Raw genomic sequence first — 21,187 nt, 5'->3', positions numbered from 1 at the left:
GTGCTAGGTGCTAGGTAGGAAGAATAACGGCACATAATTCTAATTCAACTTACCAATTCACTTTTTATGCTTTGTCTATTTTGCTTTGTCGGCCCTCTATCCGGTTTTACCGTCTTAGCTCTATACAGGCTTTCCTAGGATCTTTGTTAGCTTTTGCTAGAACCTGCTTTTACCTTTCTTCAGCCACAAAAAAGGCGCTAACCTTGCGGTGAGCGCCTTTTTTCATCAACAATAACCTATCTGGTAATGTTCTTTTTGATGGTCTCGACAACGCGAAGCTGAGCAACTGCTTGAGCTAGCTCAATCGCTGCTGCTGCATAGTTGAAGTCTGCGCCAGCATCCGCCATAGCGGTTTCTGCACGACGCTTCGCTTCTGCAGCGGCTTGCTCGTCAATATCATCGGCACGCATAACGACGTCAGCCAATACTGAAACAGAAGAAGGTTGTACTTCCAGGATTCCACCCGAAAGGTAAAACACTTCCTCTTTTCCATCTTGCTTGACGATGCGCGCCATGCCAGGCTTGATATGTGTAAGCAGAGGTGCGTGACCAGGCATAACACCTAAATCACCTTCTGAACCAGTTACTTGTAGGTGTGCTACAAGACCAGAATAGATGCTACTTTCTGCACTTACAATATCAAGCTGTACTGTCATGGCTGCCATCCGTTCTCCTTAAACTCGTCTCTGTATTGCTACAGAGTACTCAGTTATTTTTTGTTAGCTTTCTCAACGGCTTCGTCGATTGAACCAACCATGTAGAACGCTTGCTCTGGAAGGTGATCGAACTCACCGTCTAGAATACCCTTAAAGCCACGGATTGTGTCTTTAAGAGAAACGTACTTACCTGGAGAACCGGTGAATACTTCAGCAACGAAGAAAGGCTGAGAAAGATATTTTTCAATCTTACGAGCACGGAATACAGTTGTCTTATCTTCATCAGATAATTCATCCATACCTAGGATCGCAATAATATCTTTCAGCTCTTTGTAGCGCTGAAGTACGGTTTGAACACCGTTAGCAACATCGTAATGCTCTTGGCCAACAACCTGTGGATCAAGCTGACGTGAAGTCGAATCCAATGGGTCAACCGCTGGGTAAATACCCAGAGAAGCAATGTTACGTGACAATACAACAGTCGCATCTAAGTGAGCGAAGGTTGTTGCTGGTGATGGATCCGTTAAGTCATCCGCAGGTACGTATACGGCTTGAACAGAGGTAATAGACCCTGTCTTAGTCGATGTAATACGCTCCTGAAGTACACCCATCTCTTCAGCCAATGTTGGCTGGTAACCTACTGCTGATGGCATACGGCCTAGCAGTGCAGATACTTCAGTACCTGCCAAGGTGTAACGATAGATGTTATCAACGAAGAAAAGTACATCTTTACCTTCGTCACGGAACTTCTCGGCCATAGTTAGACCAGTTAGTGCCACACGTAGACGGTTTCCTGGAGGCTCGTTCATCTGACCATATACCATGGCCACTTTATCGAGAACACCTGAATCTTCCATCTCGTAGTAGAAGTCGTTACCCTCACGAGTACGCTCACCTACACCAGCGAAAACTGATAAACCAGAGTGTGCTTTAGCGATGTTGTTAATAAGTTCCATCATGTTGACGGTCTTACCAACACCAGCACCACCAAACAGACCAACTTTACCACCCTTAGCGAATGGACATACAAGGTCAATAACCTTGATACCAGTCTCTAAAAGTTCAGTGGTGTTTGACTGATCTTCGTATGAAGGAGCTTCACGGTGGATCACATAGCGATCTTCTTCACCGATAGGGCCAGCTTCATCTACTGGTTGACCCAATACGTTCATAATACGGCCAAGGGTTTTTTCCCCAACCGGAACAGTAATTGGTGAACCAGAGTTTACAACCTCAAGGCCACGACGCAGACCATCTGAAGAACCCATAGCGATGGTACGAACTACACCACCACCTAGTTGCTGCTGAACTTCCAGCACCAAGCCTTCACTTTTGATCTCTAGAGCGTCATATACCTGAGGTACGGCATCATGTGGAAACTCAACGTCCACAACCGCGCCAATTACTTGGACAACAGTACCTGTGCTCATGATTAATCCTCTAAAACTTGTATTCGTTACCTAGCCTAAACGGCGGCGGCACCTGAAACAATTTCCGACAGTTCCTGCGTAATCGCAGCCTGACGGGCCTTGTTATAGACCAACTCCAAGTCACTGATAAGTTCACCAGCGTTGTCTGTCGCAGCTTTCATAGCAACCATACGGGCAGCTTGCTCAGATGCGATGTTTTCAACAACACCTTGGTAAACTTGAGACTCCACATAACGAACCAACAATGTATCCAAAAGTTCTTTTGGATCTGGCTCGTATAAGTAGTCCCAGTGATGAGAAATCTCATCTTCTTCTGACTTAGGCAAAGGTAGCAGCTGCTCGATCACTGGGGTTTGAGTCATAGTATTAACGAACTTGTTAAATACTACGTACAAACGATCCAGCTTGCCTTCGTTGTATGCTTCTAGCATGACACGTACTGTTCCGATCAAGTCAGTTAACGACGGAGCGTCACCTAAACCTGAAGCGTGAGCAGAAACCTGTCCACCAAAGCTATTGAAGAATTGTACGCTGCGTGCGCCAATTGGGCAGAATTCAACTTCTGCACCGGCTTCACGCTGCTTCTTCACGTCTGCGACAACCTTTTTGAAAAGGTTGACGTTCAGACCACCACAAAGACCACGGTCGGTTGACACTACAATGTAACCAACACGCTTGGCTTCTCGCACTTCCAAATAAGGATGCTTATATTCGAGAGAACCTTGCGCCACGTGACCGATCACCTTACGCATATTTTCTGCATATGGACGACTTGCTGCCATGCGATCTTGTGCTTTACGCATTTTACTCGCGGCAACCATCTCCATTGCAGACGTGATCTTCTGAGTGTTTTGAACACTCGCGATCTTGGTTTTAATCTCTTTAGCGTTGGCCATCTTTACTCTCCAATTCTGGACCTGAGGTGCCTAAGGCACCTCTAATTTTTACCAGGTTTGGGTTTCTACGAACTTGTCCAAGCTAGCCTTCAACTCACCTTCGATGTCGGCATTATAGTTGCCAGTTTCGTTGATGGTCTTCATTAGGTCAGCATGTTCACTGTTCATGAAAGAGAGCAGAGACGCTTCGAAATCACCGATCTTGTTCAGCTCAACACTCTTCAAGTAACCTTTTTCAGCTGCGAAAATAGACACAGACTGATCGGCAATACTCATTGGAGCATATTGCTTTTGCTTCATAAGTTCGGTAACACGCTCACCATGCTCAAGTTGAGCACGAGTTGCATCATCTAAGTCAGATGCAAACTGTGAGAACGCTGCAAGCTCTCGATACTGTGCAAGAGCGGTACGAATACCACCAGACAGTTTCTTGATGATCTTAGTCTGAGCCGCACCACCAACACGAGAAACCGAAATACCAGGGTTAACAGCAGGACGTAGTCCAGAGTTAAATAGGTCAGTTTCAAGGAAGATTTGACCATCGGTAATCGAAATTACGTTAGTCGGTACGAATGCAGATACGTCACCAGCTTGAGTTTCAATAATCGGTAGAGCAGTCAAAGAACCAGTTTGGCCTTTAACTTCACCTTTAGTGAACTTCTCAACATACTCAGCGTTAACACGTGAAGAACGTTCTAACAGACGAGAGTGAAGATAGAATACATCACCTGGGTATGCTTCACGTCCTGGTGGACGTTTTAGCAACAATGAAATCTGACGGTAAGCAACTGCTTGCTTAGACAGATCATCATATACGATCAGTGAGTCTTCACCGCGGTCACGGAAATATTCACCCATTGTACAACCAGAGTATGGAGCCAAGTATTGCAGTGCAGCAGCTTCAGAAGCTGTAGCAACAACAACAATGGTGTTCGCCAAAGCGCCGTGCTCTTCAAGCTTGCGTACTACGTTAGCAATGGTAGAAGCCTTTTGGCCTACCGCTACGTATACACACTTAATGCCTGAATCTTTTTGGTTGATAATTGCATCGATCGCAAGAGCGGTTTTACCGATCTGACGGTCACCAATGATCAATTCACGCTGGCCACGACCGATTGGGATCATGGAGTCAACAGCTTTATAACCAGTTTGTACTGGTTGGTCTACTGACTTACGCTCAATTACACCTGGTGCAATTACTTCAACAGGAGAGAAACCATCGCTATCGATAGGTCCTTTACCGTCAATTGGTTCACCTAGAGTGTTGACTACACGGCCTAAAAGACCACGGCCAACAGGTACTTCCAAAATACGGCCTGTTGTTTTAACTTTGTCGCCTTCAGCCAAAGTGGCATAAGGGCCCATTACTACGGCACCGACAGAATCGCGTTCTAAGTTCAACGCGATTGCAAAACGGTTACCAGGCAGCTCGATCATTTCACCTTGCATCACGTCGGCTAGGCCGTGGATGCGGATGATGCCGTCACTTACTGCAACGATAGTACCTTCGTTGCGAGCTTCACTAACGACTTCGAACTGCTCGATCCGCTGTTTAATCAGATCGCTGATTTCAGTGGAATTCAGTTGCATGCTCAAACTCCCAATTACGACTGCAGCGTATCAGACAGACGCGAAATTTTTCCGCGAACCGAGCCATCTATGACTAGGTCTCCTGCCGTGATAATTACACCAGCAATAAGGCTGGCATCTATGCTGCAATTCAGCTTAACTTTGCGTGCTAGACGTTTCTCTAAAGAAGCGCTCATTTCCTGTTGTTGCTCAGAGGTCAGCTCGGTAGCTGAAACGACAAACGCTTCAACTTCTTTCGCATACTCATGTTTCATCTCAACAAAGAGTTGAGCAACAGCGGGTAGCACTACTAAACGACCGTTTTCAGCCATTACCTTTAACAGGTTTTGAACTTGCTCATTGACCTGCTCACCACAAACTCCAATAAAGAGTTCAGCAAGCTGGTTACTGGCTAAAGAGCCAGACAGTAGTGGCTGCATAGTTTCGTTTTCACTAACTAGTGCGGCAAAGTTAAGCATTTCTGCCCAACTATCTACTGCGTTTTGTTCAAGAGCAAAATCAAAAGCTGCCTTTGCGTAAGGACGAGCGATGGTGGTTATTTCAGCCATAACTCAAACTCCTTATTTAAAGTTCAGCAACAAGTTTCTCAACTATGTCACTTTGGGCGGCTTCATCAATCGAACGTTCAAGAATTTTTTCTGCGCCAGCGATAGCTAGTGCAGCAACTTGCTTACGCAAGTCTTCTTTTACGCGATTACGTTCAGCTTCAATTTCTGCTTGACCTTGAGCGATAATTTTAGCGCGCTCAGTGTCAGCTTCGGCTTTAGCTTCATCAACGATTTGAGCTTTGCGTTTATTCGCAGACTCAATAATTTCGTTAGCAGTCGCTTTTGCATCTTTTAGTTGGTCAGTGGCTTTCGCCTGTGCCAACTCAAGGTCTTTCACGGCACGGTCAGCATCGGCTAGACCGTCGGCAATCCTTTTTTGGCGTTCTTCGATGGCATTCATCAAAGGAGGCCAAACAAACTTCATGCAAAACCACACGAAGATAATAAAGGCAACCGTCTGACCGAGTAGGGTAGCGTTGATATTCACAACAGCCTCCTATTAAGTTTAAAGACAGAAGCGTTTATTAAAGCATTGCACCAAGAGGGTTAGTAAATAGCATGAATAATGCAATACCAACACCGATCATAGTTACGGCGTCCAAAAGACCCGCTACGATGAACATTTTAACTTGTAGCATAGGAGCCATTTCTGGTTGACGCGCAGCGCCTTCCAAGAACTTGCCACCTAGTAGGCCGAAACCGATAGCAGTACCTAACGCACCCATACCAATCAACAGAGCAACAGCAATAGCTGTCATGCCTAATACAGTTTCCATCTCTATCTCCAATATTCTAAATCTTTGTTATTAATGATTTAGTTTAAAAATTTCTACAGCAGTCCTTAATGATCTTCATGCGCCATGCTTAAGTAAACAATGGTCAACATCATGAAGATAAACGCTTGCAAAGTGATAACTAAAATATGGAAAATTAACCAACCTAGTTGTAATGTTACACCTAGAGTAGATAACGCCCAGTTAGCACCGTACATCAACGCAATAAGGATGAAAATCAACTCACCCGCATACAAGTTACCAAACAAACGCAGTGCCAATGAGATTGGCTTAGCGATTAAAGTAACCGTTTCTAGCAGGAAGTTGACGGGTATCATTGCCCAATGGTTAAAAGGCTGCATGGTCAGTTCTTTAACAAAACCTGAAACGCCTTTGACTTTAATGCTGTAGTAAATAATCAGCAAGAACACACCAATAGCCATGCTAAAGGTAATGTTTAAGTCTGTCGTTGGTACAACTTTCATGTAAGGGATGCCAACTAAAGAAGCAGCATGTGGGATCCAGTCAACTGGAACCATATCCATGAAGTTCATCATGAATACCCAAACAAAAATCGTTAATGCCAACGGAGCAATAACAGGATTGCGGCCATGGAAGGTCTCCTTAACGCTATTGTCAACGAACTCAACTATCATCTCGACAAAACACTGAAGTTTGCCGGGAACACCGGTAGTTGCTTTCTTGCCAACGCTATGGAACAGCCACAAGAACAAAACACCAAGCCCAACCGAAAAGAACAACGAATCAATGTGCCATGTCCAGAAGCCTTCGCCAACACTTAGGTTGGTAAGGTGGTGCTGGATATAGCCCTGCGGTGTTAACGCTTCACCAGTTGCAGCCATGATTCATCCCACTTAACTTTGCTTGAAATATAAAGGAGCTGTCCAATGCACTATTAACGTTAGGGTGTAACAAACAAAAAGAGGCATAAAGCCGACTTCAATATTGATAAACACTAGCGAAAACATTGCTATGGTTAACAGCATCTTTACCGCTTCCCCCCAGTAAAAAGTCTTAACAACTTTAGCTGCGGAGCTTGCTCCCGTATGGGAAAAAGCGAGGGTTGCGAATACAAAATTAGGGAGTACAGCAATAGCGCCACCTGCTAAAGCAGATACACCATACTGAGCTCCCCACAGAGCGAAAAAGAAAACTGAAACACTCCCAGCCAGCGCCGCCTGTATCAAAACCAATTTATAGGCTGACCATCGGCCACGTCGTGCTAAAACCTTGCTCAATTTATCTTCTCCGCATTATCACTTCCTGTTTCGATGACCGGACTACATATATCCGTATAAACCCGAGGTACAAAAAGCTTGCGAAAGTATACCGTTTCAGTGTTTCAAAGCAAGTTTAACAGCTAGAAAAAGGAGACTTTTAGCGTGATCTACGCCAAAAGTCTAAAAGAGTAAGATTAACAGATGTCACAAAGTTACATAATATAGTGTTAACTTTGTTTTTTTTAGCGGATTTTGCTGATAATACCCTCTAATTCAGCCAAATTTTGATAGTTAATTACCATTTTCCCCTTACCTTTCTTATTGTGGGTAAGAGAAACTTTAGCACCTAGCCTTTCAATTAATTGGCTCTCAAGACGGACTACATCGTGATCTTTAGCTGGTTTTTCGACGATTTCAGTTTGGTTTAAGGTTTTATTAACTAACCGTTCAGTTTCGCGAACTGTTAATTCTTTCGAAACCACTAATCTTGCCAAATTTGTTTGCTCGTCACCTTCAATTGCGAGCAAAGCGCGACCATGTCCCATATCAATATCGCCATATTCCAACATGCGTTTTACCGGCTCATTAAGGCCATTTAAACGCAGCAGATTGGATACAGTCGCACGAGATTTACCGACCGCGTCAGCAATCTGTTGATGAGTCAGCTCAAACTCTTCAATCAAACGATTTAACGCAATCGCTTCTTCCATTGCGTTGAGGTCTTCGCGTTGAATGTTTTCAATCAACGCTATGGCTACAGCGGCTTCGTCAGGGACTTGCTTTACAATACATGGGATCTTGGTGAGCCCAGCGAGTTGCGACGCGCGCCAGCGACGTTCACCGGCAATAATTTCATAACCGTCGGCAGATATCTTGCGAACAACAATAGGCTGAATCACCCCTTGTGCTCGAATAGACTCTGCGAGCTCTTCAAGCGCTTCGCTAGACATATCCTTTCGTGGCTGATATTTACCCGGCTGCAATCTATCAATATCTAAAGTGATAAGATCATCATTTTTTATGTCTTGCTCACCTTCAGTCGCTTTAGGTTCTAATCTTTTACTGGCTGCGTGGCTAGTACTTAAAAGTGCATCAAGCCCTTTACCTAAGCCTCTTTTCTTCAATGTCATCTCTATTCCTTAGTCTTGCTCAGCCAGATCTAATTGCTCTGCACGGCGAATAATTTCCCCCGCCAATGCGAGGTAGGCTTTTGCTCCCGCGCTCGATTTGTCGTAATACATCGCTGGCGCCCCAAAACTTGGCGCTTCAGCAAGTCGAACATTCCGTGGGATCACTGTACGGTAAACTTTCTCACCAAAATGCTGTTTCAATTGATCAGACACATCGTTAGATAAACGATTACGTGGATCGTACATAGTACGCAAGATCCCTTCGATATGCAGACCAGGGTTTACCATAGAGCCTAACTTGCTAATGGTATCCATCAATGCAGTTAAGCCCTCTAAGGCATAATATTCACATTGCATCGGCACTAATACTGAATCCGCCGCAGACATAGCATTAACGGTCAACATATTGAGTGAAGGTGGGCAATCGATAAAGATAAAGTCGTAGTCATCTTTAATAGGTGCAAGAGCATTACGTAAACGGATCTCTCTGGCGAAAAACTCCATCAGCTTTATTTCAGCCGCGGTTACATCACCGTTGCCCGCAATAAGATCGTATTTTCCGTTTGTGTCTCGGCAAACAACTTCTTCGAAAGACTTCTCTTCAACCAAAAGTTCATAGGCAGTATTTTCGACTTCATATTTGTCGATACCACTCCCCATGGTCGCATTACCTTGCGGATCGAGATCGATCAACAACACTCGACGTTTGGTTGCCGCTAAAGAAGCCGCGAGATTTACACAAGTCGTTGTTTTTCCGACGCCACCTTTCTGGTTGGCTACGGCAATTACTTTACCCACAATATCACCCTGTAAGTCACTTTTATTATGTTCCGGCCCTCTCTCATTGGCAGTGCTAAAAATGAGGGGGAAATTAGTAACAAATTGCTTGAAGCGCTGAAAGAATGCAACTATTCAGTACGCTTTATCTGCATTGCTGCAAATTTTCAGGCCGAATTTACAACTCAGCCCACTGCAACAAACACGTATATGACCAGTTAGGCCATATCGTTTTAATTAGTCTTGTTTCACTACGCGCAATAAATGGCGTTGTTCATCTAGCCTTGGAACCACGAGTTCTATGGTGTCAGTCACAACAAAACCTTCAGGCATATTCGCCATCTCATCATCGCTCAACTGGCCTTTTAAGGCATAAAAACAGCCATCAGCCTTTGGCAAATGGTGACACCACTGCAGCATATCTTGAATAGAGGCAAACGCTCGACTCAATACACCGTCAAATAACGCTTCAGGTTGATACGCTTCAACGCGGCTTTCAATCGATGAGATATTGTTGATCCCAAGCTCAAATTGAACCTGCTTTTGAAAGCGGATCCTTTTCCCCAAACTATCGAGTAATACAAACTCTTTGTCTGGATTTAAGATCGCTAATGGGATCCCCGGTAGACCAGGGCCAGTACCAACATCTATAAAACGTGTGCCTTTAAGATGTGGCGATACCACTAAGCTATCCATAATGTGGCGAATTAGCATCTGCTCAGGGTCACGTACAGAAGTCAGGTTAAATGCCTTATTCCATTTATTGAGCATGCCAACAAAGTCAACAAGTTGCTTTTTTTGCTGCTCGCTAGCATCTAGGCCAACTTCAGCCATGTATTCATTTAACTGGGCAAATAACACTAGTCGTGTCCTCGAAACAAAGTAAATCAGATATTCATCGGTATTATGAAGCGCAGAAAAGATGAAAGGAAGCCTCAAAGCTTCCCTTTATCGTGCATAACCGCGTTATATTGCGTTATTTAAGCGCTTCTTTTCAATAAACCGCGTTTTTTTAAATGAACCAGCAAAATTGAAATTGCTGCTGGCGTCATACCAGAGATACGAGAAGCTTGGCCAACCGTTTCAGGTTTATGTTCATTCATCTTGGCAATCACTTCATTTGATAGCCCTGGAACCTCTTGATAATCAAGATCCAAAGGTAAACCCGTTGTCTCATGGCGAATCGCTTTATCGATCTCATCTTGTTGACGCTGGATATAACCTGAGTATTTAACCTGGATCTGCACCTGCTCTGCAGCACGTTGATCATCAATGCCAGGACCAAAACCGTCGATAGACATCAATGTTGGATAATCAAGTTCTGGACGGCGCAGCAGATCTTCAAAAGTTGCTTCACGTGCAATCGGTGTTTTCAGATGTGGATTTAACACATCAACAAGGGGTGATTTAGGGTGGATCCACTGACCGCGCAAACGCTGTAACTCAGTTTCGATCGATTCCATTTTATCACTAAATTTAGCCCAACGTTCATCGTCAACCAGACCTAACTCGCGACCTTTTTCAGTCAGACGCAGATCAGCATTGTCTTCACGAAGTAGTAAGCGGTATTCCGCACGGCTAGTGAACATTCGGTAAGGTTCTTTGGTGCCTAAGGTTGATAGATCGTCTACCAACACCCCAAGGTAAGCTTGATCGCGACGTGGGCACCAAGTCTCTTTTCCTTGCACCTGTAGTGACGCATTCATGCCCGCTAATAAACCTTGAGCACCCGCTTCTTCATAGCCAGTGGTGCCGTTGATCTGTCCAGCAAAGAACAAACCATTAATTGATTTGGTTTCTAATGAATTTTTAAGATCTCGTGGATCAAAATAATCATACTCAATCGCATAGCCAGGTCGCATGATTTCAGCGTTTTCCATGCCTTGAATTGAGCGAACCAAATTTAGCTGCACATCAAACGGTAAGCTTGTTGAGATACCGTTCGGATAGATCTCGGTAGTATTTAACCCTTCTGGCTCAATAAAGATCTGATGCGAATCTTTGTCAGCAAAACGGTTAATTTTATCTTCGATAGAAGGGCAGTAACGTGGACCAATGCCTTCGATAACACCCGAATACATAGGGCTACGATCGAGTCCTGCACGAATAATATCGTGAGTGCGTTCGTTGGTATGGGTGATATGACACGAAACCTGCTCTGGATGCTGGCTAACATCACCAATAAACGACATCACAGGTAGGGGATCATCACCTTTTTGCTCAGTCATTTTAGAAAAATCAATGGTGTTTGCATCGATACGTGGTGGTGTACCGGTTTTAAGTCGGCCAACACGGATCGGTAATTCTCGTAAACGATGGGAGAGGGCAATCGCTGGCGGATCGCCGGCTCTACCGCCGCTGTAATTCTCTAATCCAATGTGGATCTTACCGCTTAAAAATGTGCCTGTAGTTAGCACTACTGCTGGTGCTTCAAACGCTAGGCCCATTTGAGTTACAACGCCGACTACGGTGTCATTTTCTACAACAAGATCGTCTACCGCTTGTTGGAAAATTCGTAAGTTCGGTTGGTGCTGTAAAATCTCTTGGATCTTGTGTCGATAAAGCGCTCTATCAGCTTGAGCACGAGTAGCACGTACTGCAGGACCTTTGCTTGAGTTCAATGTTCTAAATTGAATCCCTGCGTAGTCAGTAGCAATTGCCATTGCTCCGCCTAAGGCATCAATTTCTTTAACCAGGTGTCCTTTGCCTATGCCGCCGATAGCTGGATTACAGGACATTTGTCCTAAAGTATCTATGTTGTGGGTTAGCAAAAGTGTTTTGGAGCCCATTCTGGCAGAAGCTAACGCCGCTTCTGTTCCAGCATGACCACCACCAACAACGATTACATCAAACCGTTCATGAAAATGCATTCGACAGCCTTCGATTGGTAAAAAGGATAAAAACCTGTTTCTGAGCAGATCATTTTAGCATTTGCTTTGCCTAAGGTGAACGATCTATTTTGCCTGTTTTGATCAACACCGATCTGCTTAATAGATCTTAAGATCTTTAAATAGATCTCTTATTATGTTTACTATTAGGATCGCCTTTTTCGGTGGATAACCGTATTTCCTTATTAAAATCAGAAGGTAATGCGTGATCAAACCTGTGATCTGATCGCGATCTAACTGTCCTAAGCTTGGGGATAGATCGCCTAGTTATCCACAAGGTGGATCATTGAGCAGATCGGGTGTGAATTAATACAAGCTTTGATCAGATCAAAATAATAGCTTATCCACATATTTATACTTTTAAACCCTAATATGTGGATAAGTTCGATCTAAACTGTGAGTGTTTCAAAAGTTAATAGATAAAAACGATCAACAAAAGGATCTTAAAGTTGATCTTGCCAACCTGCTAGCCAAGCAAGTGCTGGTTCTTCTGGGATTGGATCGTATTGCACATCGATCTGGATCTTATCCACAAAAACTTGTGCACCGCATAAACTCAATGCGTCCACCAGCTTTTCTGGTCCTTGGCAAAAAGTATCGTAGCTGGAGTCACCAATTGCGCACAATGTAAATTTTGTCGCAGCCAGATCGGGTTTTCTAGCTAAGATCTCATCCAAAAAAGGCACTATATTGTCAGGAAGATCACCTGCTCCGTGAGTAGAAGAGGCGATCAACCACAGCGATTTAGGGTCAAGATCATCAAGATTTGGGCTCAAATGTATGCGAGTTTCATGGCCTAGATCGATCAATTGGTCTGATAATTCATCGGCTACGTACTCCGCACTCCCCAAAGTTGTACCCACTAATAGTTCTATTTTTGCCATGTTATTTCCTAAATTAAGCCGACTTTAACAACGATTATGTTGTGCATGATAGGTGAAAACTACCTTTCAAGCTAAGTGATACCAGCCATTTAATGTGTAAATTTGAGCTAGATAACAACTGCTATTCGATAACATACCGAATAGCAGCTATCGAACTTCAACTCAATGACAGCTTGCGTTCTACTATATTGCTGATAGCTTATGTCGCTATAACAAAAATATAACAAATGAGTGATTTTCAATTTAAATCATTCAATAATAAAGAGTATTAATATGACGTTAGCTTCTGTTACAGGCCAATTCGCTGATATGGCTTGGGGACCACATATGCTGGTACTACTTGTCGGTGGCGGTCTTTTCTTCCTTATCTATTCACGTTTTATTCCCTTCAGATATATAGGCCACGCAATTGCAATTTTGCGTGGAAAGCACCCAGATAAAGGTGCACAAGGGCAGATTAGTCACGCGGGTGCACTTTCTAGCGCGATGGCTGGAACGGTCGGCATGGGCAATATAGGCAGTGTGGCAGTAGCGATTATGGTTGGTGGTCCCGGTGCTATTTTTTGGATGTGGATCAGCGCGATAGTCGGAATGGCAACGAAGTTTTTTACCTGTACATTAGCCATTATGTACCGCGGAAAAGATGAAAATGGTCAACTGCAAGGCGGACCCATGTACATCATTACCGAGGGGTTAGGCCCTAAGTGGCGCTTTCTTGCGGTGTTCTTTTGTTTGGTGGGGTTAGTGGGAAACTTTCCGCTGTTTAATACTAATCAATTAGTACAGATCTTAAGAGAATGGTTGGTGATCAAGCCAGGTTTTTATAGTGCAGCGCAAGATACATTCTGGCTCGATCTAAGTATGGGGATAGTCGTTATGCTGCTGGTTGGCAGTGTGATTTTGGGTGGGATCAAGCGTATCGCCAGTGTGGCGCAAAGTGTGGTTCCAGCGATGATCTTCATCTATATGGGTTGCGCACTGTACGTGATTGGTAGTCATATCAGTGAGATCCCTGGTTATTTTAGTTTGATTGTTACTGAAGCATTTTCGCTTGATTCTGTTGGCGGTGGGATCTTAGGTACCATGCTAATCGGCATTCGCCGAGCAGCATTTTCAAATGAAGCGGGAATTGGCACTGAGGTGATGGCCCATGGTAGTGCTAAAACCAATGAACCAGTAAAAGAAGGACTGGTCGCCATGTTAGGCCCTGCCATTGACACCTTATTAGTTTGTACTGCAACGGCAATGATTATTCTAATATCAGGTGTGTGGCAAGGTAGCGAGGCTGCTGGAGTCAATCTGTCGGCACAAGCTTTTGAGTTAACCATGCCAGGCGTAGGTCCATACTTACTAATACTGTGTGTTTTCTTTTTTAGTATTAGCACTATATTCACGCAAGCATTTTATGGTGGTCAGTGTTTTAGCTTCCTGTTCGGTGCCAAGAGGTTGCGCAAATACCAGTATGTATACCTGTTAACTATTCTATTTGCTGCAACCGCAACTTTAGATGAGATCATTAACCTTATCGATGGCGCATATGCGTTAATGGCGATCCCAACGATGGTATCGGCTTTGTTATTAGCACCAAAAGTTAAGGTTGCTGCCGATGATTACTTTGCGCGGTTCAAGCAAAAACAGCGCGATGGGGATATGGCTATGCTAGGTAACGTATCAGGAAAAGAGGGGAGTTAGTCAAACTTCAGTTTTATTAGCTAAACAACAAGGCTCTGCAATAAGCAGAGCCTTTTTTATTGATGGTGCTAACGCTATATATGCAAGCAGTTAAGCGACCGCTTGTACCTGAGATGCCAGTAACCAGATAGCCAGTGCGATAAAAATCACGCCCATAAACTTATTCTGATAAGTGCGGAATTTTTCATTTTTAAGCAGAGGTTTACCTAAGCTGCCAACTAAAGCAACCAGTAATAGGTTAAAGCTCAAGCCCATTACATTGAGCAATAAACCCAATGCTAGCATCTGCTCACCTGAACTTGCACTTAGCTGCGTTGAAACAAACTGTGGCAAAAACAGCACAAAAAATATCAGCGCCTTAGGGTTAAGTAGGTTACTCATTACTGCGCGGCGATAAAGTTGCTTTGCTAGATTGTTTTGTTGCTCTATTTCTGGCGCATCGGCAGCTGAGCTACGGATGCAGTCCCAACCCATTTTAAGTAGGTAGGCGCCACCTAAAATACGCAGCAGTTCTAACGCGAATGGATTCATCGCCACTAACGCCGATACACCCATAGCTGCAAGTATGGTTAAAATGAGTCCCGATGTGGCATTACCAAAGCTGGCATAAACGCCGACTTTTTTGCCATAACTTAGGCTAGAACTGGCGATCAGTAACATATCAGGCCCAGGAATTAAAAGTAGGGCAACCACGGTAGTTAGGTATAAAGGAAGTAACGCCAGATCGATCATCATTAATGCACTATATAAAAGGAAACAATCAAACAAGGCGCGGATTTTACAGCTATCCAACATGAATGAAAGTCATGTTGGATTTAAATGAGAGGTCAAGTTGGCAGGGTTTGTTTACGCGTTACTTTTGCTATCGAGCTGAATGCTTCTATGATGAGAAATCAATTTTGAAAACATCTGTTGCGTCAGTCATATTGGCTTCGACGATTAACAACGAGAATACGACTATGCATGGTAAGAGTAAACACACTGCTACGGGATTAATGCTATGACGAGTCCATATTCTGCCAAGCAATGGTTGCAGTTAAATCTACAACAACAAGGTTTGCTTGCGCCTGAAAAGTCAGTGGCAGATGCCATTTCGCAGTTGAGTTATGTGCAGATTGACTCGATTAACGTGGTTGAGCGCGCACACCATCATGTGCTTTTTAACCGCGTAGCCAAATATCAGCCGTCACAACTTCAACAGTCCATGGTGAACAAAGAGATATTTGAATATTGGTCTCATGCTGCCGCTTATTTGCCTATTAATGACTACCGCTTTAGCTTGTTTAATAAAAGCCGTATTAAGCAGGGCGGCAAGCACTGGTTTGAACCTGAACATAAAGTTATCCGCGAGGTGAAAGCAAGAGTCGCTGCCGAAGGGCCATTAAAAGCCAGTGATTTTAGCCATGATTCAAACACCCATAAAAGTGGATGGTGGGATTGGAAACCGGCTAAGCGTGCATTGGAACAATTGTTTATGCAGGGCGAGTTGATGGTGCTGCAGCGCGATAAATTCCACAAGGTGTACGACTTAACTGAGCGTGTATTACCTAGCCATATCAATAGCCAAGCGCCAACTGATAGTGAATTTGCCCGTTATCTCATTGAGCGTTACATCAAAGCCCACGGTTTTGGTAGCCAGCAGCAGATGCTTTATTTGCGTAAAAATATTAAAGCAGTATTAGTTAAAACACTTAACGAGATGTGTTTGGCCGGTGAGTTGGCGCAATTTTCCCTAGCGGGAGTAAGCTATTTTTACAACCCTAGTCAGCAGTTGCTTAGTACGATCCCAAAACGAGTTTGGCTACTTAACCCTTTCGATAACTTAGTGATCCAAAGACAACGACTAACACAGCTATTCGATTTTAATTATCAGATAGAGGTCTACGTGCCCGCCGCTAAACGTCAATATGGTTACTACTCACTCCCTATATTGTGGGGCGATAAATTTGTTGGCCGAGTCGACGTTAAAGCTGAACGTAAAACGGGAATATTGTTATTACAGAATTTGGCGGTAGAGGAGGGGGCGTTTACTTCAAACAACCGCTCTGAATTTGATGAGTTTATTCATGAGCTAAAGTTAGCGATTAATCAATATGCGGCCTTTAATGGCTGCGAAAGTTGGCAGTTGCTTAAGTCTAATCATAGCGGCGTCGAGGCTGAGCTGTCGTTTTAGGGTAATGGTTTTATTTAAAGTCGGGTGATGGGTATAGAGTTTTTACTGTTTAATTTAGGCCTTTCCCTTACTCACGGCATTTTACTTGGGGCTTTGTTGCCCGCTTTTGCTACTCTATGAGCCATCATCACCTTTTAGCTTGAATGTCATATGAAATTAGACGAGATAATTACCACTTTGAGTCGCGGCGACTTAACTGAACTTCCTGTTACTGCTTTGCAGGCGGCTAGACTGCAGTGGCCTGAATTACTGCCAGTTATTGATGAATTAATACAACGATTTATTGCTGATGAGACCTTGTCTGACACCGAGTCTAATCTGCTATTTTTCGGTATTTGCCTTATTGCCGACCGTAAGCAGTACAGCAGTTTGGATTCTATGATTCATCTCACCAATAAAGACGACTGCGGTAGCCCGTTAGAGGCATTGCTGGGTGATTTTATCGCTGCAGATCTTGCTACTGTTTACTATATTTTGGCGCAAGGGCAACCTGAACAGCTGTGCTTTTTGGTTAACTCTGATAAAGCAGGCGAAATGGTTAAAATAGCTGCCTTAAATGCATTGTTTACCCAACTGCATACTAGTCAAATTGATAGAGCAACACTTGATCAATACGTTGCAGGCTTTATTGATAGCCTTGTCGAAAATGGTCACTCCATCGCCCTATTTGAGCTGATTAATCTATTAATTTCTAATAAGTTTAATCAGTACCATGGCCAGTTTATTGGTTATGTCGAAAGTAATTTAATCGATGAAGGCCCTGCTGAGAACCAGTGCATCCTTGATTGGGATAATCAGTCTATTGGATATTCAGCATGGGAAAGCGGCCTAATCAGTGCTGATTATGATGTTATTGACTCACTAAGTCAGTGGGCAGGTTTTAATGCTGAATCAGAAATGAACGACGAAGAACTTATGGCTGTTTTCGATGACCTAATGAGTTCGCCAAGAGAAGTTGATGATAGCTACTTTGAAAGCCTTGATGCTAAGCAGCCTTTTATCGCCGACATTCAAGCGGGCCGCAATGATCCTTGCCCTTGTGGCAGTGGCAAGAAATACAAGAAGTGCTGTTTGAATTAGGCTATAAACTTTTGATTATGGTTTGGTAGTTCAAGTTTTGTTGCAAGTAAATCTGGCCTACATGGTAATAAGCGTTTCATGCGCTTTGTAGACATTTTCCATTTGGGTCAGATTGATACGGGTATAGCTGTAACTGCTATCAAGAAAACCGGTGACTGCCTTGACTGACATTTATCCATTTGCCAATTTTGCAGCATCTTTCCAAAGGTAACTAGGCATAGGCTCATGCAACTCCCAAGTGATATTCATTGGCTGTGAACCGCTAGTTTCTGTCAAGTTAACCCATCCCAAGTTCACAAATCCCATCGTATTGCCATTTTCATCTTTATTTGATTCTCGCACCCATAACATGACTTTTTTACCTATTTCTTTATGCTGAATATAGGCTAGCCCTTTACCGCTATCAGGTCTTGCTGAGTTTTGAGTTTGCCAGTGGAAGTGAGTTGGGCTCATAGCATAATCATGGTAAAGCGTTGTTGGTGAAAAATGCTGATCTGACTTTTGTAATGTGACAAATAGTAGTTCTACGTTGAGGCTTTTTAAGTTGAATACTCCCTCGCGGCTCACTGCTTGTTTTTCGAAGTTCGATCCACCCAGGCCAGCGATAATTTGCTCTCGTGTATAGCGGGCATTAAGTTGTAAAGGGCAAGGGAAATCTGCACTAAGCTTTTGAACTTGGGTATCGTTATTGTCTAATAAGTAATTGATAACCTGTATTAATTCAGTTTGATATTCAGTGTGAGCAAGTGCTGATAAACTTTCAGATAAAGATTCGTAGCCTAACTTATCTCCAGCACAATTCCAAAAATCATAGTGGCACATCAGCGCCATTTTCTGCTCTATTGGGTCCCCATTGTCTATCCACTTAAAGTCATTTATTGCGAGTGAGCGAATAAATGTTAGATAAGTTCTAGCATCGCATCTCATTAAGCTGTTGCTAATGGCTTTGTGATAAATTTCAGCTATAGGGGTTTCATCTACTTTTTCTATTAGTTCTAGATCACTTAAAAGGCGTGTCCATCCTCCACCCTGTTTAGGTTTTTTCTTGTAAATATCATTAAGCTGAATGTTAGGATTGAATCTTAAAAAATTGCCTAATGTTAACTGCTGGTCTGTATGCTCTTGAAAGTTTTGGATATAGGATTTTAGTTTTCTCTGATTTAATATCGCTTTTTTAATGTTAGTTAAGATTATTTCTTTGGTTTTTTTCTGCAGTTCTATGTGACAGCCAAGCGGAAGATGCGGAAATCCATGTTCTATTTCTTTGCTTATGGCTGTATGGGTCTTGCCTATTAAAGCTCTAAATTTTTGTGAAAAATCATATTCAGCTTTAGCGTTACCAACAAAATCCAATACTGTGACGCACTCTTTACCATCGCTGTGACGTAAGCCTCGGCCTAGCTGTTGTAAAAAAATAGTCAAGCTTTCTGTTGGGCGTAAGAAAAGTAAGGTATCAATTTCTGGGATATCAACGCCTTCGTTGAATATGTCGACAACGCAGAGAATATTAATATTACCTAGTTGCAGCTCTTGTCTAACAACGTGCCTTTCAGAAGCATTTTTACTGGTAAGTACCGCGCTCGGTATACCTTTGAGACAAAACTTTTCAGCCATATATTGAGCATGATCTTGGTTGACACAAAAAGCCAATGCACGCATTTCTCGAGGCTTGGTGACAAGTTCCTCAATGTTTTGCAGTATTTTCTGTAGTCTTTGATCATTTTGAGTATAGAGTTGAGTGAGCTCACTTGGGTTATAACGGCCGTTTTCCCACTTAACCTGACGTAGATCGGTATTATCATCGATGCCAAAATATTGAAAAGGACATAAATGCCTTAGATTTATCGCTTCTGGTAATCTGAGTTCTGCTGCTATCACACCACCAAAGTCATCTAATATATTTTTGCCGTCATGACGTTCGGGTGTAGCGGTAAGTCCGAGTAAAATAGTGGGGGAAAAATGACTGATAAACTTTCGATAACTATCAGCTGATACATGATGAACTTCATCAATCACTATGAAATCATAAAAGTCTGAGTTTAGCTGTATATTGTCTATCTGATTATTAAGGCTCTGGATTGATGCAAAAAGTTGGTTAAATGAATCTGGTTTATGTTGTCCGACCCATAACTCACCAAAATTAGGCTGTTTTAGGACAGCTCTAAAACTTTCGATTGCCTGTTTTAATATCTCTTCTCTATGAGCAATGAATAGAATTCTTGCTGTAGGGTTGTTTTGATAGAAACGTTTAAAATCGAAAGCTGATATCAGCGTTTTCCCTGTACCTGTAGCGGCTACTATCAGGTTCCTATTTCGACCATGAATATTTCGCTCAGCATCTAATCGTTCCAAAATTTCAATTTGATGTTGGTGAGGGCTTAAATCGAAGAATACCGTACTTGAAAAATCTTTATCTCCACGACCAGCACTAAGAGAACGCTTTAGCTTGCAGCTCGCCTTCTCTGATCCATCGAAAAACTCAAATTCAGGCTGCTGCCAATATGTTTCAAATGTACTGAATGTTTTCTCTATGATGTGTGGAATTTCTTGGTTGGTGATCTTCAAGTTCCACTCTAGTCCGTTGGTTAGCGCTGACCGTGAAAGGTTTGATGAACCAATATAGCCAGTATGAAATCCAGAATCTCGCATGAATAAATAGGATTTAGCATGAAGACGTTCTTGGTTATGGTTATAGCTTAGTTTTACTTCGGTATTAGGGAGCCGGGCTAACCATTGCACGGCTTTAAGATCTGTAGCCCCCATATATGATGTAGTAATAATTTGAAGTTTATGTTTGCTGTTACTGGTAAAAGTTCGCAGTTCATCCATGAAGATCCTGAGACCTGTCCATTTAATAAATGAAACTATCCAGCAGATCCTATTAGAAGATAATATTTCACGCTTTATTTCACTTTCCAGCGAAATACCTTGGTTACTTCCACAGAACAGTTCACTCTGTGTGAGGCCGGTAAGAGGAGTTACTTTATCAATATGCGCGGATAATTGAGCTGAAACAGGGTCTTGCTTGTCAAATATTGCTGTAAGGAGTTTTGCTGGTTGGTTAATGGTGAAACTTGATAAATCGAGGTTATCAATTCTTTCTTGGAGCCAGTAGATAAGCTCATTAGCGAGCGTTATTTGGGCTAATGGAGAATCTTTGGTATTTTTAGATTCTGATATAGCAAGGTGGAATACCTTAACTAATGCGCGAGTCAGCCAGAGGGTTTGCTCTGTTGAATCCAGATTTCTTTCTGCAATAAAGAACTTATCTTTATCTAACTTATAACTAATAATTTTAGTTATTAGTTGTTCATAAATACCTGTTTGCATTGAAAAACTCAAGCTGCCTCAATTAGAGTCAACTATGCCAGGTCAGCTTATGATTGCAAGATGTTGTTAACTAATTATTAGTGATAGAACTAAACTTCG

Annotated in this window: 19 protein-coding genes; 3 read left to right on the top strand and 16 right to left on the bottom strand. The window is 42.9% G+C overall.

Annotated features, from left to right (window positions below; all coding sequences use genetic code 11):
• Nucleotides 1-236 precede the first annotated feature (236 nt).
• The 14 genes from AB4135_RS17830 to mioC all read right to left on the bottom strand — a co-directional run bounded on the left by AB4135_RS17830 (nt 237) and on the right by mioC (nt 12,813).
• Nucleotides 237-665, bottom strand: coding sequence for a F0F1 ATP synthase subunit epsilon (locus AB4135_RS17830; RefSeq protein ID WP_220737738.1), 429 nt, complete (start codon nt 663-665; stop codon nt 237-239).
• 44 nt (nt 666-709) lie between these two features.
• Entirely contained in the window at nt 710-2,086 is a 1,377-nt protein-coding gene (atpD, locus tag AB4135_RS17825) for a F0F1 ATP synthase subunit beta (protein WP_020915095.1), read from the bottom strand.
• 35 nt (nt 2,087-2,121) lie between these two features.
• Complete coding sequence (atpG, locus tag AB4135_RS17820) at nt 2,122-2,982, bottom strand: F0F1 ATP synthase subunit gamma (protein WP_371994803.1); 861 nt, start codon at nt 2,980-2,982, stop codon at nt 2,122-2,124.
• A 48-nt stretch (nt 2,983-3,030) separates the two neighbouring features.
• Nucleotides 3,031-4,572 (bottom strand): F0F1 ATP synthase subunit alpha, encoded by a 1,542-nt coding sequence (atpA, locus tag AB4135_RS17815; RefSeq protein WP_020915097.1) that lies wholly within the window; start codon nt 4,570-4,572, stop codon nt 3,031-3,033.
• A gap of 14 nt (nt 4,573-4,586) precedes the next feature.
• Nucleotides 4,587-5,120: a F0F1 ATP synthase subunit delta gene (atpH, locus tag AB4135_RS17810; protein WP_371994802.1), complete on the bottom strand. Its 534-nt coding sequence runs from the start codon at nt 5,118-5,120 to the stop codon at nt 4,587-4,589.
• A 16-nt stretch (nt 5,121-5,136) separates the two neighbouring features.
• On the bottom strand, nt 5,137-5,607 hold the full coding sequence (gene atpF, locus AB4135_RS17805) for a F0F1 ATP synthase subunit B (protein WP_371994801.1): 471 nt from the start codon (nt 5,605-5,607) through the stop codon (nt 5,137-5,139).
• A 37-nt stretch (nt 5,608-5,644) separates the two neighbouring features.
• Nucleotides 5,645-5,896, bottom strand: a complete 252-nt coding sequence (atpE, locus tag AB4135_RS17800; RefSeq protein WP_011639455.1) for a F0F1 ATP synthase subunit C — start codon at nt 5,894-5,896, stop codon at nt 5,645-5,647.
• 65 nt (nt 5,897-5,961) lie between these two features.
• Nucleotides 5,962-6,756, bottom strand: a complete 795-nt coding sequence (gene atpB, locus AB4135_RS17795) for a F0F1 ATP synthase subunit A (RefSeq protein WP_371994800.1) — start codon at nt 6,754-6,756, stop codon at nt 5,962-5,964.
• Between the two features lie 12 nt (nt 6,757-6,768).
• A complete protein-coding gene (locus tag AB4135_RS17790; protein ID WP_371994799.1) occupies nt 6,769-7,152 on the bottom strand; it encodes an ATP synthase subunit I in 384 nt (127 codons plus the stop codon).
• Nucleotides 7,153-7,376: 224 nt separating this feature from the next.
• On the bottom strand, nt 7,377-8,264 hold the full coding sequence (locus tag AB4135_RS17785) for a ParB/RepB/Spo0J family partition protein (protein ID WP_371994798.1): 888 nt from the start codon (nt 8,262-8,264) through the stop codon (nt 7,377-7,379).
• Nucleotides 8,265-8,273: 9 nt separating this feature from the next.
• Nucleotides 8,274-9,062, bottom strand: a complete 789-nt coding sequence (locus tag AB4135_RS17780) for a ParA family protein (RefSeq protein WP_020915103.1) — start codon at nt 9,060-9,062, stop codon at nt 8,274-8,276.
• Nucleotides 9,063-9,278: 216 nt separating this feature from the next.
• Nucleotides 9,279-9,902, bottom strand: coding sequence for a 16S rRNA (guanine(527)-N(7))-methyltransferase RsmG (rsmG, locus tag AB4135_RS17775; RefSeq protein ID WP_371994797.1), 624 nt, complete (start codon nt 9,900-9,902; stop codon nt 9,279-9,281).
• Nucleotides 9,903-10,021: 119 nt separating this feature from the next.
• The gene (gene mnmG, locus AB4135_RS17770) at nt 10,022-11,911 is read right to left on the bottom strand and encodes a tRNA uridine-5-carboxymethylaminomethyl(34) synthesis enzyme MnmG (protein WP_371994796.1); all 1,890 of its coding nucleotides are present in this window, start codon (nt 11,909-11,911) and stop codon (nt 10,022-10,024) included.
• Nucleotides 11,912-12,372: 461 nt separating this feature from the next.
• Nucleotides 12,373-12,813: an FMN-binding protein MioC gene (mioC, locus tag AB4135_RS17765; RefSeq protein WP_371994795.1), complete on the bottom strand. Its 441-nt coding sequence runs from the start codon at nt 12,811-12,813 to the stop codon at nt 12,373-12,375.
• A gap of 273 nt (nt 12,814-13,086) precedes the next feature.
• Between mioC and AB4135_RS17760 the strand changes: the two genes are divergently transcribed.
• The gene (locus tag AB4135_RS17760; protein ID WP_371994794.1) at nt 13,087-14,505 is read left to right on the top strand and encodes an alanine/glycine:cation symporter family protein; all 1,419 of its coding nucleotides are present in this window, start codon (nt 13,087-13,089) and stop codon (nt 14,503-14,505) included.
• A gap of 90 nt (nt 14,506-14,595) precedes the next feature.
• Here the strand turns inward: AB4135_RS17760 and AB4135_RS17755 are convergent, their stop codons facing one another.
• Nucleotides 14,596-15,240, bottom strand: coding sequence for a LysE family translocator (locus AB4135_RS17755; protein WP_371994793.1), 645 nt, complete (start codon nt 15,238-15,240; stop codon nt 14,596-14,598).
• Nucleotides 15,241-15,505: 265 nt separating this feature from the next.
• On the opposite strand from AB4135_RS17755, the gene AB4135_RS17750 reads away from it, so the two are divergent.
• Together AB4135_RS17750 and AB4135_RS17745 are read left to right on the top strand one after the other, a co-directional pair.
• On the top strand, nt 15,506-16,678 hold the full coding sequence (locus tag AB4135_RS17750; protein WP_371994792.1) for a winged helix-turn-helix domain-containing protein: 1,173 nt from the start codon (nt 15,506-15,508) through the stop codon (nt 16,676-16,678).
• Nucleotides 16,679-16,828: 150 nt separating this feature from the next.
• Nucleotides 16,829-17,758 (top strand): DUF1186 domain-containing protein, encoded by a 930-nt coding sequence (locus AB4135_RS17745; protein WP_371994791.1) that lies wholly within the window; start codon nt 16,829-16,831, stop codon nt 17,756-17,758.
• Nucleotides 17,759-17,929: 171 nt separating this feature from the next.
• Here the strand turns inward: AB4135_RS17745 and AB4135_RS17740 are convergent, their stop codons facing one another.
• A complete protein-coding gene (locus AB4135_RS17740) occupies nt 17,930-21,088 on the bottom strand; it encodes a DUF3427 domain-containing protein (RefSeq protein ID WP_371994790.1) in 3,159 nt (1,052 codons plus the stop codon).
• Nucleotides 21,089-21,187 lie beyond the last annotated feature (99 nt).

The sequence above is a fragment of the Shewanella sp. 10N.286.54.B9 genome, from assembly GCF_041468565.1.
Lineage (GTDB): Bacteria > Pseudomonadota > Gammaproteobacteria > Enterobacterales > Shewanellaceae > Shewanella.
This window is presented reverse-complemented; position numbering and strand designations above follow the sequence as displayed.